Source organism: Streptomyces sp. NPDC057963 (assembly GCF_042887155.1).
Taxonomy (GTDB): Bacteria; Actinomycetota; Actinomycetes; order Streptomycetales; family Streptomycetaceae; genus Streptomyces.
Window position 1 is genome coordinate 120,259 of the sequence record NZ_JBHVPX010000016.1, and the last position, 12,183, is coordinate 132,441.

A 12,183-nucleotide genomic window follows, 5' to 3' on the forward strand; every position below is an offset into this window, starting at 1 on the left:
TGTCTAGTTGAGTCCGTGCTCGCTGATGTAGCTCTTGGCCACGGTCTGGGGGGAGGCTCTTGTCGATTTCGACCTGCTTCACCAGTGCGGCGAGGTCCTTCGTGGTGAGTTCGGCCGACACGGCGTGAGCGTGGACTGCACGTTTGGGGACATCTTGGACTTCCGAGCGACGGGCAGGACGTTCTCGGCCGCGACCAGGTGCTTGGGATCGTCGAGCACGACGAAGCCGTTCTGCTTGATCGTGCTCTGCGTCGTGTAGAGGTTCGCGACGTCGATGACGCCGCCCTTGAGTGCCGCGACGGTGAGGGGGCCTGCTGTGTCGAGCGGCTTGTACTGCTTGAAGTCCAGGCCGTAGACCTGCTTGGGTCCCTTGACCCCGACGAAGCGCGTGCGCAGTTCCGGCGCTCCGCCCAGGACGAGCTTGGGTGGCCCGCCCGCGGGCGGGCAGTTGACGAAGTGGTCAGGCGGTACGGCGGCGGGCTGCCGTACCGATGAGGTTCATCAGCAGCCGGCCGAGGGTGACCGAGGTCGTGTCCCGCACGTCCAGGGACGGGAAGTGTTCGACGATGTCGATGCCGGCGAAGTCGCAGCGCCGGCCCAGGCCGCGCAGGATGCCCGCGGCCTCGCGGAAGTCCAGGCCGCCGGGGAGAGGGCAGCTGGTCCCCGGGGCAATGGCGGGGTCCAGGCCGTCGACGTCGAGGGTGACGAACCAGGGCGCGTCGTCCACCAGGTGGCCGGGCGCGGCGTCCACGCCGCGCTCGCGCACCTCGTCGGCGGTGACGAGGACGTTGCCCGCGGCCTGCGCCTCCTTGACGTCGATCGGACGGGCGCTGCCGGTGCCGCGCAGGCCGACCTGGACGATACGGCCGACCCACGGCATCTCGCGGATGCGCCGCATCGGGCTGGAGTAGCCGTCCGTGATGCCGTTCACCTCGTCGTGAAAGTCGAGGTGGGCGTCGATCTGTAGCACGTTCACGGGCCCGCGCCCCTCAAAGGCGCGCACGACGAGCGGGGGATCGGAGTCGTCGCCACCGAGTACGAGGGGAACCGCGCCGCGCTTCAGCAGGGTGGCGACCGAGGCGGTCGCCCGGGTTTTGTTCTCCTCCAGCCGGCGCGGGTCGCCGTCCAGGTCGCCGCAGTCGACGAGGGTGGCACCGGTGTCGCCGAAGAGGGTGCCGCCGAGGTCGAAGTCGTAGTGCTCGACCAGGCGAGCGAAGCGCTGAGTGCGGCGGCGGAACTCGGCCGGGGCGTTCGCCGCGTCGGAGTGAACTCCCTGCATGTGGTACGGGACGCCGTGCGGGATGCCGAGGACGGCGAAGTCCGCATCGACCTGCTCGAGGTCGGTGCACACAGGTGCGCGCAGAAAGCCGGTCCCGGGGGATCTGAGCGGTTGCTTCACCGGTTCTCCTTCGTGGGGTTTCCGCCCACGGCCACCGCGGGCACGTGCAGCCCGGAGGCCGGGACATTGTCGGCGGCCTCGGGCACACCGGCGGTCACATGACGCACCACGCCGATGCCCGGATCGCTCTCCATGCAGCGCCTCAGGCGCTCGTCGGTCTCGCCGCTGCCGTCGCAGACCACGGTCGTGCCGGCCGAGGCCGAGCCGCCGATGATGCCCGCGTTCTGTGGATCGCGACCTGGTCGACACCGCCCGCGACGTTGAGCATCGCGTTCAGGTACGGCCAGTCGGCCACCTCGTCGGAGCCGTCGGGCATCGCCTCGGTCTCCCGCGTCGGGTAGCAGCAGGAGCCCGAGTCGAGGTGGTCGCGGGTGATCGCGACGGGCGCGCTGATCTCTCCGGCGCGCACCAGGCGGTTGATCTCCAGAGCCATGCGCTCCCTGGCCTTGTGCCCGAGCCAGCAGATCCGGGCGGGCGGCCCTTCGACCGGCAGGGTGCGCGCCGCCTTGCCGAGCCGGCGTTGGAGCAGCTCGTCGTCGGGGAACAGCCGCCGTGCGGCGGCGTCCAGCACGTCCCGGTCGGCCGGGTCGCCGGACAGGCACACCCAGCGGAACGGGCCGCGGCCGACCGCGAAGGACGGCCGGATGTAGTCCGGTACGAAGCCGGGAATGTCGAAGGCGTCGTGCCGGCCCACTTCGAGGGCGGCCCGACTGATGTCGTTGCCGTACTCGAAGACCACCACGCCCGCTCGGCGCATCGCCAGCAGCGCCTCGACGTGGCGCAGCAGGGTCTGCTGTGCCCTGGCGCGATAGTCGGCCGGGTCTTCGGAGCGCAGTGCGTCTGCCCCGGCGATGTCCAGGCCGCTGGGGACGTAGCCGCGCAGCAGGTCGTGGGCGGAGGTCTGGTCGGTGGCGACGTCGGGCAGCGTGCCGCGGCGCACCGTTCCCCGGCGACGTCGGCGGCGTTCGCTTCCAGGGCGACCACGCACGGCTCGCGTCGCTCGGCCGCCGCCCGGCACAGCCGCCATGCCTCGTCGAGGTCGTCCGTGACGTGGTCGAGGTAGTCCTTGCGTCTGTCGATCCTGGCGGGGTCGATCTCGCAGATCAGGGCGACGCCGCCGTTCACGGCGACCGCCGGGGCCTGGGCCTGGCCCATCCCGCCGAGCCCTGCGGTGAGGACGATCCGCCCGGCGAGCGAGCCGGCGAAGGACCGCTGCGCACAAGCGCCGAAGGTCTCGTAGGTGCCTTGGACGATGCCCTGGCCACCGATGTAGGCCCAGCAGCCCGCGGTGTACTGCCCGTGCATGGTCAGCCCGGCGTCCTACAGGTCGGCGAACCGCTCGGGGGTGGCAGAGCGCGGCACCAGGTTCGCGTTGGCTATCACGACACGGGGACTGGTGGTAAAGGTGCGGAACACCGCCACGGGCCGGCCCGACTGGACCACCAGGGTCTCGTCGTCGGCCAGGGTCTTCAACTCGTCGACGATCGCGTGCAGGCTGGGCCAGTCCCGCGCGGCCCTGCCAATTCCGCCGTAGACCACCAGGTCCTCCGGCCGTTCGGCGTTGGCCAGGGTGTTCTCCAGCATCCGAAGGATCCCTTCCTGGCGCCAACCGTGGCAGCGCAGCTCTGCGCCCCGGCCGAGGCCGGGGTCCGTGCCGTGTTTCACGTGCTCTCCTTGCGGGATGGTGTCGCATGCCTCAGTGCTTCGCTGAGGGCACGGGTGTGGAGGACCCGCAGGCCGCCGAGGCGGGCGTGAGCGTCGTCGTCGATGCGGTACGTGGGCCCGACGATGCTCAGCGCGCCGAGCGGTGAGCCGGTCGCGGAGAGGATGGGCGCCGCGATCGCGGTGACGTCCGGCTCGAGCGTCGAGCGGTAGACGACGTAGCCCTCGTCGGGGACGTCTCCGCGAATTGCCGCGCCGGCCGCCGTGTCGTCCAGGGGCACCGAGTGGCCGACCCAGCTGCGGTGCCGTACGGCGTGTGTGCCCTCGACCTGGGCGATGCAGAGGGTGCTTTGCGCGGGGCCGCGCACCGAGAGGTACGCGGACTCGCCGGTGGCGGCCACCAGCGCCTCCAGGTGGGGCGAGCCTCCTGGCTGAGTACGTCGTCGCTGCTGACCTGGGCGGCGAGCTGCAGGAACCGGGGGCCGGCGGAGAACTCACCGTCCTCCTTGCGGGTTACAAGGTCCCAGCTCTCCAGCGCCCGCAGCAGCCGCAGTGCCGTGCTCGCGGGCAGGTTCACCCGCCGGGCGGCCTCGGCCATCGGCACCGAACGGGACTCGCAGACGGCCACCAGGAGCGCGAGGACCCGGTCGACGGACTCAACCAACCCGGCCAGCCGGTCGAGGTGGTCACCACTTACCTCGGCGCCCACGCCCTGCCGCCCGAGTACCTGGACGACCGCGAGGGCTACCTCCGCCTGATCCTTGAGACCCTGCCCAACGCCCGCCGCTAGGCCGAGTACTGCGACCTGGCCTGCGACCCGATCCGCTTCACCGCCGACGAGTACTCCCGCCTCGCCGAGGCCGCCCGCGCCCTGGGCTTCCGTCTGCGCCTGCACGCCGACCAGACCGGCGACGCGGGCGGCACGGCCCTCGCCGTGGCGCTGGGCGCCTCCTCGGCAGACCACCTGGACACGGCGTCACCCGACGTCCTGGCCGCCCTGGCAGCCGGGGACACGGTCGGCGTCATCTTCCCCACCGTCACCCACCACATGCTCGAGACCATCCCCGGTCGGCAGCGCCCCCGATCCACACCGACCGCCCGGCCTGGGCCCGCCGTCTCATCGACTCCGGCGCCACCCTGGCGCTGTCCACCGACTACAACCCCGGCAGCAGCTCCGGTCTGTCGATGCAGACCGTCATGCAGACGGCCGCCCGCCTCTATCGCCTCTCCTACGCGGAGATCTGGCACATGTGCACGATCAACGCAGCCGCGGCCCTCGACCGCGAGGACCACGTCGGCAGCATCGAGCCGGGCAAGCGGGCCAACCTCGTCATCCGGCAGGTGCCCGCACACGGCATGGTCATCCACCGGTTCGGAGAGAACCTCGTGGACAGCGTCCTCGTCGACGGCGAGGTCGCGGTCGCCGGCCGTGCCGCGCGGAACTCCGAGACGGCACCCACGTCAGCGCCGGCGACGGTGGGGTGAGGATGCGGCGTACCCGACGAAGGAACTGGCCACACAGAGCGAGCAGACAGCCGCCACCCAGTAGTACCCATCTCTTGAACGTCGTCGGAAGGCCCCGTAACACGGGGCCTTCCGACGACATGCCGGAGCATCAGACCAATACAGGACCACTCCAGCCTGGCTCCAGCCGCATAGCCCGTGTCCAGGATCCCGGGTCAGCCCCCCTCCTCCTGCACCCAGGCAGTCAGTGCCTGCCGCAGATGAAGCTCCGGGACGCGACGCAGGCGCCGGTGCCTGCGTCGCAGTTGGATACCGTGCGCCGGCAGCTGCCGATCCCGCCCTTCCGGCACTGCCGCAGCAAAGGCGTACACCCCGGCTCAGCGGCCGGAAACCCGGCGCAGATCGCGGATCACCGTAGGGGGCCTGCCGCTGCAAATCCGGCATCTACCGCGCCAGACCCGTGCGTGGGGCGAGACGCGCGCCCCGCGCCTTGAGGACGTGAATGTGTCACCGGTCGGCTTCTTGGCAGGGCAGGTCGAGTTTGCTCAGGTCGGTCCATTCGTAGGTGCCGGTCGCGTTGGCGATGACCAAGCGGTCGAGGCCGAGTTCGCCGTTCTCCTTGCAGAGCCTCTTCCGCGCCTGGGCGTAGTTCTTGTGCCGGAGAATCCGCTCCAGGTCAGTCTTGTTGTAGAAGTACCCGTCGCCCACGCTCGGCTCCAGGTTGATCTGGACGACCCGTTCAAAGCTGGGCGGAGCCTTTTCGGGACCCCGTTTCCCCTTCGTGGCCTTTCCCTTTTTGTGCTCACCGTTGAGCTGTTCGGCGGCATCGCCCATCCGTGGCCAGAGCTTCTTCCAGGACTCTATGGTCTTGACCTGGACAGCACGCTTGATCTCCTGGCCGCCCTGGTTGCTGATGAAGATGTAGTCGGTCTTGTATGTCTCGCCGTCGTCGGCCTTGTAACCCCCGTCGAACCACACGCGTGCCTTCGGGTCGGTCTTCAACAGGTGCGCGACCTGCTGAAGGACCCGGACACCGCCGATCTTGTCCGTGGTGGAGAGGCTCTCGGCCAGGTCCTCGGGGTTCTCCAGGCGCCCCGAGGCAGCGATCACCATCAGCAGGGGAAGCTGACCCCGGGAATTGGCGTCACGCAGGGCTTCGACCGCCTTCTCGTTGGTCTCCGTATCGGCGCTGGCCGCGTCCTTCGTCATATCGTCCAGCAGCTTCGCGACCGTGGGTTTCAGCGGAGTGGCGACGAACACGTCGTCCGGCTTCAGGGCCCGTGCGTGCAGACGCCGGCCCACCTTGGGGTCGGGCCCGTACACAGCAGACGAGTACACCCACGAGAAGTCGGTGTGCCGCACGGTCTTCCCTGTCCCCGTCGCTGCGTTGGGACGCGTACCGCTGACTTCCTTGGACTGCCCGGGGGCCAGTGTGCCGAGCGGGTGAGCCCGATCCGGGATGCCCGGGAAGCTCACATGCAAGGTGGCTTCCCCCGGCTCGTCCCCGTCGTTCTTGACCGTGAAGGAGTACGAGCACGGCTTGGTCGTGCAGAGGTAGGGGCTGTTGAAGGTGGTATTGAAGACCGGCCCCTGGGAGGCCGCCACCTTCTGAGCGGACGTCAAGGGAGGCACGGCGGCGGTCTCCGCTTCGGCGGCTGCCTCCCGAACGGCGGCCGTTTCCTTGTCCGTGACGGGTTTCGGCTTCGCAATGAGGTACGGGTTGTAGAACCTGTCGTCGTCGGACAGCACCCGGTGGACAGTACGTATCGCCTGGCTGCTCGACGGCGGACGCCAGGACGCCGTCTCGATCGGGCTGGCATCGGCAGGGTTGATTCCGATGGCGAAGACCGTGTGCGGGGCGTCGTCGGCGAGGGTGACCGTCCGGCCCTGCGCGACGTAGGACGTGGCTCTGCGTCCCTGCACGCTCCCAGCGTCTTCCACAACCACAGAGGGATCGGAGGTGACCTCTCGCACGACGGAAGCCAGCGACCCTGGCTTCAGGGAGCCCGCGTTCACGCCGAAGCTGTCGAGCATGTAGTAGCCGTCGCGCTTCTCCGGCGCGACCCAGTGGCCGCTGCTGGTCAGGTCACGCCCGTAGTGAGGGTTCTGCTGCGCCCAGAAGTCGTTGTCGCCCTTGAGATAGAGCTGGTCGCCGGACCACGCCATGGCGGCCTTGCCGGTCACGGGCAGCTGGAGGGTTCCGGTCGCCTTGCCGTCGGAGGTGACGGTCAGCTCGGCCCGGGTCTCGGGCTCTCCATCGCCCGGACCGTACGCGGCCGACAGGTGCACACCCGGCAGCGTCTCCAGTCCCCGGGCCGCAGACGCGCCTCTGGAAGCTGCGGCGGCCGCCGGGGATTCGCCGCCCGCGCCGTCAGAGCCCGTGCCGGAGCTGCCCGAGCCATCCGGCCAGAGCACACCGACGACCACGATGAGCGCAGCGCCCAACGCCAGGGCCACGTGCAGATGCCGCCTGCCCGCAGGACTGGCCGGTGGCAGGGTAGGCGGGTGGGGTGGCGGCGGGGGAACGGCGGGGGGCGGAGGGAAGAGGGGCGCCGTGTCGTCGGGCCGGCGCCGGTCTGGCGGCACGACCGGTGGAGGCGGCTGGTTCTGTGACTTCGGTTCGTCGGCGCCGCTGCCCGGCCGGCGATCGTCCACGCTGCCCCCCTACGTCGCGTCCAACAGTTGACACACCCGACATTAGCCATGCGGCGTGTCTCCCGTCAGGTCACCTCGAGTTTCTGGAGGGCGAGTTGAGGATGAGAGAGCAGAGTCGACTACACGTGGGGCTCGCGGCCATGCGCCGCCGCGGGAGCCTCACGCCTGGCGGCACGGGCGGCGTCACCAGCCTGTCCAGACGAGAATCCCGGCCCGATTGCGGCGGGCCGGGATTCTGTGTTGTGTGTCTGGTCGGAGGGTCGCGACCCGGTTGTGATGGGCCGGGGTCCTCCGGTATGTGTCTCAGGTGGTTGCTGGTTTTAGTAGTCGCCGAAGTCGCCGCCCTCGCCCTTTTCGTCGTGGTGGCGCTTGATGACGCGGAAGCTGGCGACGACTCCGTTCTTGACCTTTACGCCGTCATTCATCTTCTCGTGGTGCTTGTTCTTGTGGTGCTCGCCCTTCTCGAAGTCCTCGTCCTCGTCCTTGCCCGGGCGGATGTTGTTGGCGGAGCTGAAGCGGCCGACGGTGGCGATGGGGGCGCCGTTGTCGCAGACGGCTCCGCGGAAGACCTCGACTTCGTTGCGGCTGTCGTTGCGGATGTTGAAGCTCTTGGCGCCCAGGCCGCTGACGACGGTGATGCAGCCGTCGGGGCGGCCGGAGTATTCGCGCTCGTTGATGTGGATCCTGCCCTCCTCGTGGTGGCGCTTGCCCTCGCGCTCGTTGCCCTCGCGCTCGTTGCCGCGGCGCTCGTTGCCTTCGTTGCCCTTGCCTTCGTTGCCCTTGCCGGTGTTGCCGCCCTCTCCGCCCATGGGGGCCTGGGCGGTGATGGCGGCCGGGGCCACCTGGGCCTGCGCCTGGGGGGCGGGGACGGCGGAGGCGTAGGTGATGCCGGTCGCGGTCAGGGCCGCGGCGGCGGCGACGGCTGTGGCGATTGCGTGGGAACGGGTCATGATCATGTCGCTTGTTCTCCTTCTCGGACCTCAGAGACAGTCCCGCTGTGACAGCCGGTGTGTGACTGAACGTACTAACACCTCTTATTCCTGTCATATCGAGCAAATCGGGAGCCCTGACTTCGTGGGGCTGATCGGGTATGCAGAGCCCCTTTACGTCCTTCCGGGGCGAGCTGGCCAGCCGTCAACTTCCCAAAAACTACGTTGAGTTGAGTGACCATTAGTCCTTGCAGGTGATCTTCTGACGCCTGCTCACCCGATGTGGCGTTGGTGTGCCGGGAAGTGTCGGCAAGTCGCTGCTTGACATGTGGGCTGTCGTAGGTTCCAAGAGGGCTGCATGGGCGGTGGCTGTCCGGCAAACGTGACCGCCTACAGCAGGGTTCGTCCAGGTGGGGCGGTGGCCGACGCCGGCGGGCACGGCCTGCCCGCCGCGGCCGGGGCCGACCGCCTGGAGGACCCGGGCGGGCAAGCGCCAGGACCTGTCCGGGCGCGCAGACCATCTGCGGGGACCGACCCGCCCCCTGCCGGGCACCGCCCATACGATCGCAGCGCCCGGGACAGGCGGCTCGGGACGGTGCGCGCACTGGGGCGGGACCGGCGGCGCCCACCCGCTCAGGAGCGCCGAGCGCCGAGCGCCTGGCCCTCGCCGCCATCGCCCCGTGCCGTGATGCCCTCGCCCGGCAGATCGCCCGTGAAGAAGCGCAACGCCGTGCCCTGGCCGCAGATCTGAAATGACGTCAACCCGTCCAGGGCGGCTGGTCAGCCACTTTTGCCCGGCGGGGGAACCTCACCTGCCGCCCGGCATCCGCCCCGGAAACGCGGCCGGCACGGAGGCAGAGCGGCTCAACGAGGCGAACCGGGCCACCCACCGCCGCCCGATGACGAAGGACGCCGGCACCTGGACCAGTTCACCCTCCCCGACGACCTCGGCCACATCCGGCGCGGAGCCGCCCCGGCCCCGCTGCGATTCATGTCCGTCAACCCGCACATCGCCGCCACCCACATGCGCGACGCCCTGGACCGCGTAACCCGCCTGGGTGAGGAGGCATCCCGATGACCCCCATGCTCCTTCTCGAGGCCCTCCAGCGAGGTGACGTTGGAGAGGTAGAGGCCCGGCTCGTTCAGGGCGGGGAGTGTGACGCTCGTGCGGGTGTGTGCCGTCGTCGAGTTGCAGGTGGTCCGGCGTCAGATTGCAGAGCCGCTCGGGGGACCGGCCGAAATGCAGGGTGATCGCGTCGGCGGCCCGGATGTCCAGGGGCAGAGTGTCGGTGAGGCAAGGCTGGAGGAGGTTCCAGCGGTCGTCCTCGTAGAGCAGGGCCTGGGGTTCTTGGTGCGGGATGGAGGGGAAGGTGAGCTGGCGGATCGTGGTCCAATTCAGGGAGTACCGGATCAGGTAGCACCGTTGACTGATGCCACCGGTGAACCAGTCGTCGATGTGCTCCTGGGCGAGGTCTTCGAGTGCCAGTTCTCGTTGGTCGATTCAGGCCAGAAGTTCCAGGGCGACGCTGATGCGCCGTCTGAGGCCGCGGTCCGCAGAGGCCGGGCAGCGGCGGAGGGCCACGCGCTGGCGGGCGCGTCGCAGCAGGAACCAGTGCAGAAACAGGCGGGCGAGGTTCGCGTGGGCGGCCGGCTTGTCGGCCAGCTCGTGCTCCAGCTAGCCGGGGATCGGTTCGAGATCTTCATTCCGTGCAGCCAATACACCTGTGCGGAAGAGGAGGTGCCGGATGTAGTCCCCTGTGGTTGACACGCCACCCGTACCGGACTCTCCACCCGCGACGGCAGGGCAGCCTCGGCCAGACATTCCTGCGTGGCGAGCCCGTGGCCCAGTTCGCCGCCCTGACTCCCGATACTGCAAAGTCCGTCATTGCCCTCGGCGGGCAGGACACGCTTTCGGGGTGATTACTGACGCGCCCTCTGGACCCGCCCGGGAAGAGGCTTTCGACCCACAGGCCCGCACCGCCGCCGTGCCGGCCGACCACGCCCGCCGCGCCCTCGCCGTGCTGCACCACGACGACCTGGTGCAGCACGCCACCATGAGGAGGGACAAGGTGGCCGAGTTTTTCGGGATCGCGCCCGGGTCCGTGTGCAAGTAGGTGTCGCTCGGGGGCCCCTATGGGGTTCATCAAGGGAATCGGGCTGCGTTCTGGTGAGGTTCGGGGCAGCATGGCGTGATGCCTGACTTGTTGTGGGATGACGTAGTGAGCTTCTTCGACCCGGATTTGATGGGGTCGCTGCCGGACGTGGTTGTTCCTGATGCCTCGGTTGAGGACTGGCAGGCGGTTTTGGACCTCGTCAGCGTGAGCGGCTGGACGTTTCAGTACTCCGAGGGCGAGACGGTGTTGCCAGTGCCTCGGGCGGACGAAGTTCTGTCTCGCGCGGTTGACGCTGAGTGCCCGGAGCTGAGGGTCTGGCCGGCTGCCGGTGTGCTGGCGATTTTCCGGTTCTGGGCGGTGGAGGAGATCGACTTCGATGTTGATCTGCGGGAGCTCCAGGGCCAGGAGCGACTGGATGTGTTCTGCGGCTTCTTGCGGGTGGTCGGGCGGCGGCTGGGCAAGCCGGTGCTGATGGATGCCGAGGGCGGCGACCACAGTCATCCGGTGCTCGGGTTCGATGTTGAGGCCGATCAGGTGGTGCTGTTGGCGGAGCCTCTGGTCATGTGACCGCCGCTGCTGGCCGTGGTTCGTAGAAAGTGCCGTCGCGGAGCATCGCGAAGAGAACGTCGGCCCGGCGTCTGGCGAGGCAGAGGATGGCTTGGGTGTGGTGTTTGCCCTGGGCGATTTTCTTGTCGTAGTAGGTCCTGGATGCAGGGTCGGCCAGGGTGGCAAACGCGGACAGGAAGAAGGCTCGTTTGAGTTGCTTGTTGCCCCGGCGGGACGGTTGCTCGCCACGGATCGAGGACCCCAAACGGCGGGTCGCCGGGGCGAGGCCGGCGTAGGCGGCGAGGTGGGCGGCGGAGGGGAAGCTACTGCCGTCGCCGATGTCGATGAGGATGCGGGCTCCGGTCCTGACGCCGATGCCGGGCATCGAGGTCAGGACCTGGGAAAGAGGGTGAGTCTCCAGGAGTTCCTCGATCCTGGCGGCCAGGATTTTGCGCTGGTCGAGCACGGCGGTCAGCGAGGTGGCGAGGCTGGGGACGATCAGTGCGGCGGCGTCGGTGCCCGGGACGATGAAGGTCTGCTCGTCGAGTGCGGTGAAGATGTCGTCGACCAGGCGCTCGGCCATTCTCGGGGCCTTCGGGCGTATGAGGTTGACCAGCCGTCGGCGTCCGGCCCTGCGGATCTGGGCCGGGGGTCCGAACCGTTCCAGCAGCGTCAGGACGGCTGGGTGCTGGATGCGCGGGCCGATCACTCGCTCCAGGTGAGGATAGATCTGGGTGAGCAGGCCGCGGAGCCGGTTTCGACACGGGTCACCTCGCCCGCGAGGTCGTCGTCGAACCCCACGATCACCTCCAGCTCGGCGACTGTCTCGTCGTCGAGTTCGATCGCCCGCAGGGTGTGGGGCATCGCGCGGGCGGCGTCTGAGATGATGAACGCGTCGCGGGCGTCGGTCTTGGCCCCGCCCGGGTAGGGGTCGGCGATCCGGCACATCGTGAGACCGGGCAGTTAGGCGACCCGGCAGCCCGTGTCTCTCGCCACGGCGAGCGGCAGGGCGCCGATCGATGCGGGCTGGTCGACCACGACGAGCACGGTCCCGTGCTTGGCCTGGAGCTTTACGAATATCTTGCGCAGTTTCGGTTCGCTGTTGGCAGGCGCTTGTCGAAACGCCTTCTTGCCGGCTGGGATGACGGCGGTGGCGTGGTGTTCGCCCTTGCCGACGTCCAGACCGAGGTAGACGTCGATGTCACCGGTGTCGATTACGTGCGTCCTTCAGTCGTGCCCACCCGGCCGTCCGTCGACACCGATCGCCACATCCACATTACGAAGAGCCTCCCTGCCTCCCGGAGGAGTCGGTGGGCATGCTAGTACTCCAGCCGGACTTCTTCATTAGCGCTGGTCAGCGGCTTGGGTGTGGGGAGTGTAGCGGGCTGGATCGGGGGTGGGGCGGTCTTTGCCG

10 protein-coding genes and 3 pseudogenes are annotated in these 12,183 nt (G+C 69.0%); 4 read left to right on the top strand and 9 right to left on the bottom strand.

Translation table 11 applies throughout. From position 1 onward, the window contains the following. Positions 1–78: 78 nt before the first annotated feature. The 5 genes and pseudogenes from ACFVT1_RS31020 to ACFVT1_RS31040 form a co-directional block, all read right to left on the bottom strand. The gene (locus ACFVT1_RS31020) at positions 79–414 is read right to left on the bottom strand and encodes a glycine betaine ABC transporter substrate-binding protein (protein ID WP_389801280.1); all 336 of its coding nucleotides are present in this window, start codon (positions 412–414) and stop codon (positions 79–81) included. A 46-nt stretch (positions 415–460) separates the two neighbouring features. After that, entirely contained in the window at positions 461–1,399 is a 939-nt protein-coding gene (locus tag ACFVT1_RS31025; RefSeq protein ID WP_389801247.1) for an arginase family protein, read from the bottom strand. Further along, positions 1,396–3,064: pseudogene (hutU, locus tag ACFVT1_RS31030) on the bottom strand (urocanate hydratase). The gene ACFVT1_RS31025 and the pseudogene hutU overlap by 4 nt, the downstream one beginning before the upstream one ends. Then, positions 3,061–3,462, bottom strand: a complete 402-nt coding sequence (locus ACFVT1_RS31035; RefSeq protein WP_389801249.1) for an IclR family transcriptional regulator C-terminal domain-containing protein — start codon at positions 3,460–3,462, stop codon at positions 3,061–3,063. Before ACFVT1_RS31035 ends, hutU begins: the two are co-directional and overlap by 4 nt. A gap of 119 nt (positions 3,463–3,581) precedes the next feature. Further along, positions 3,582–3,770: pseudogene (locus tag ACFVT1_RS31040) on the bottom strand (helix-turn-helix domain-containing protein); the annotation flags it as partial. 410 nt (positions 3,771–4,180) lie between these two features. On the opposite strand from ACFVT1_RS31040, the gene ACFVT1_RS31045 reads away from it, so the two are divergent. Then, positions 4,181–4,546 carry an amidohydrolase family protein gene (locus ACFVT1_RS31045; RefSeq protein WP_389801282.1) on the top strand — a complete coding sequence of 122 codons (366 nt, stop codon included), beginning with the start codon at positions 4,181–4,183 and terminating at the stop codon, positions 4,544–4,546. Positions 4,547–5,032: 486 nt separating this feature from the next. Here the strand turns inward: ACFVT1_RS31045 and ACFVT1_RS31050 are convergent, their stop codons facing one another. The 3 genes from ACFVT1_RS31050 to ACFVT1_RS31060 form a co-directional block, all read right to left on the bottom strand. Then, a complete protein-coding gene (locus ACFVT1_RS31050; protein WP_389801251.1) occupies positions 5,033–6,982 on the bottom strand; it encodes a hypothetical protein in 1,950 nt (649 codons plus the stop codon). Positions 6,983–7,500: 518 nt separating this feature from the next. Then, on the bottom strand, positions 7,501–8,136 hold the full coding sequence (locus tag ACFVT1_RS31055) for a hypothetical protein (protein WP_389801253.1): 636 nt from the start codon (positions 8,134–8,136) through the stop codon (positions 7,501–7,503). 606 nt (positions 8,137–8,742) lie between these two features. After that, a complete protein-coding gene (locus ACFVT1_RS31060; RefSeq protein WP_389801255.1) occupies positions 8,743–8,871 on the bottom strand; it encodes a hypothetical protein in 129 nt (42 codons plus the stop codon). A gap of 394 nt (positions 8,872–9,265) precedes the next feature. On the opposite strand from ACFVT1_RS31060, the gene ACFVT1_RS31065 reads away from it, so the two are divergent. The 3 genes from ACFVT1_RS31065 to ACFVT1_RS31075 all read left to right on the top strand — a co-directional run bounded on the left by ACFVT1_RS31065 (position 9,266) and on the right by ACFVT1_RS31075 (position 10,790). Beyond that, on the top strand, positions 9,266–9,874 hold the full coding sequence (locus ACFVT1_RS31065) for a hypothetical protein (protein WP_389801257.1): 609 nt from the start codon (positions 9,266–9,268) through the stop codon (positions 9,872–9,874). A gap of 151 nt (positions 9,875–10,025) precedes the next feature. Continuing rightward, on the top strand, positions 10,026–10,223 hold the full coding sequence (locus tag ACFVT1_RS31070) for a hypothetical protein (RefSeq protein WP_389801259.1): 198 nt from the start codon (positions 10,026–10,028) through the stop codon (positions 10,221–10,223). 78 nt (positions 10,224–10,301) lie between these two features. Beyond that, positions 10,302–10,790, top strand: coding sequence for a hypothetical protein (locus tag ACFVT1_RS31075; protein WP_389801262.1), 489 nt, complete (start codon positions 10,302–10,304; stop codon positions 10,788–10,790). On the opposite strand, the pseudogene ACFVT1_RS31080 reads toward ACFVT1_RS31075, so the two are convergent. After that, a pseudogene (locus ACFVT1_RS31080) lies at positions 10,783–11,984 on the bottom strand (IS110 family transposase). The gene ACFVT1_RS31075 and the pseudogene ACFVT1_RS31080 overlap by 8 nt on opposite strands. Positions 11,985–12,183: the final 199 nt, after the last annotated feature.

Bases quoted from the DNA above. Each gene is read 5' to 3' on its own strand.
- ACFVT1_RS31055 (WP_389801253.1), bottom strand. From the start codon at position 8,136: ATGATCATGACCCGTTCCCACGCAATCGCCACAGCCGTCGCCGCCGCC.
- ACFVT1_RS31075 (WP_389801262.1), top strand. From the start codon at position 10,302: ATGCCTGACTTGTTGTGGGATGACGTAGTGAGCTTCTTCGACCCGGAT.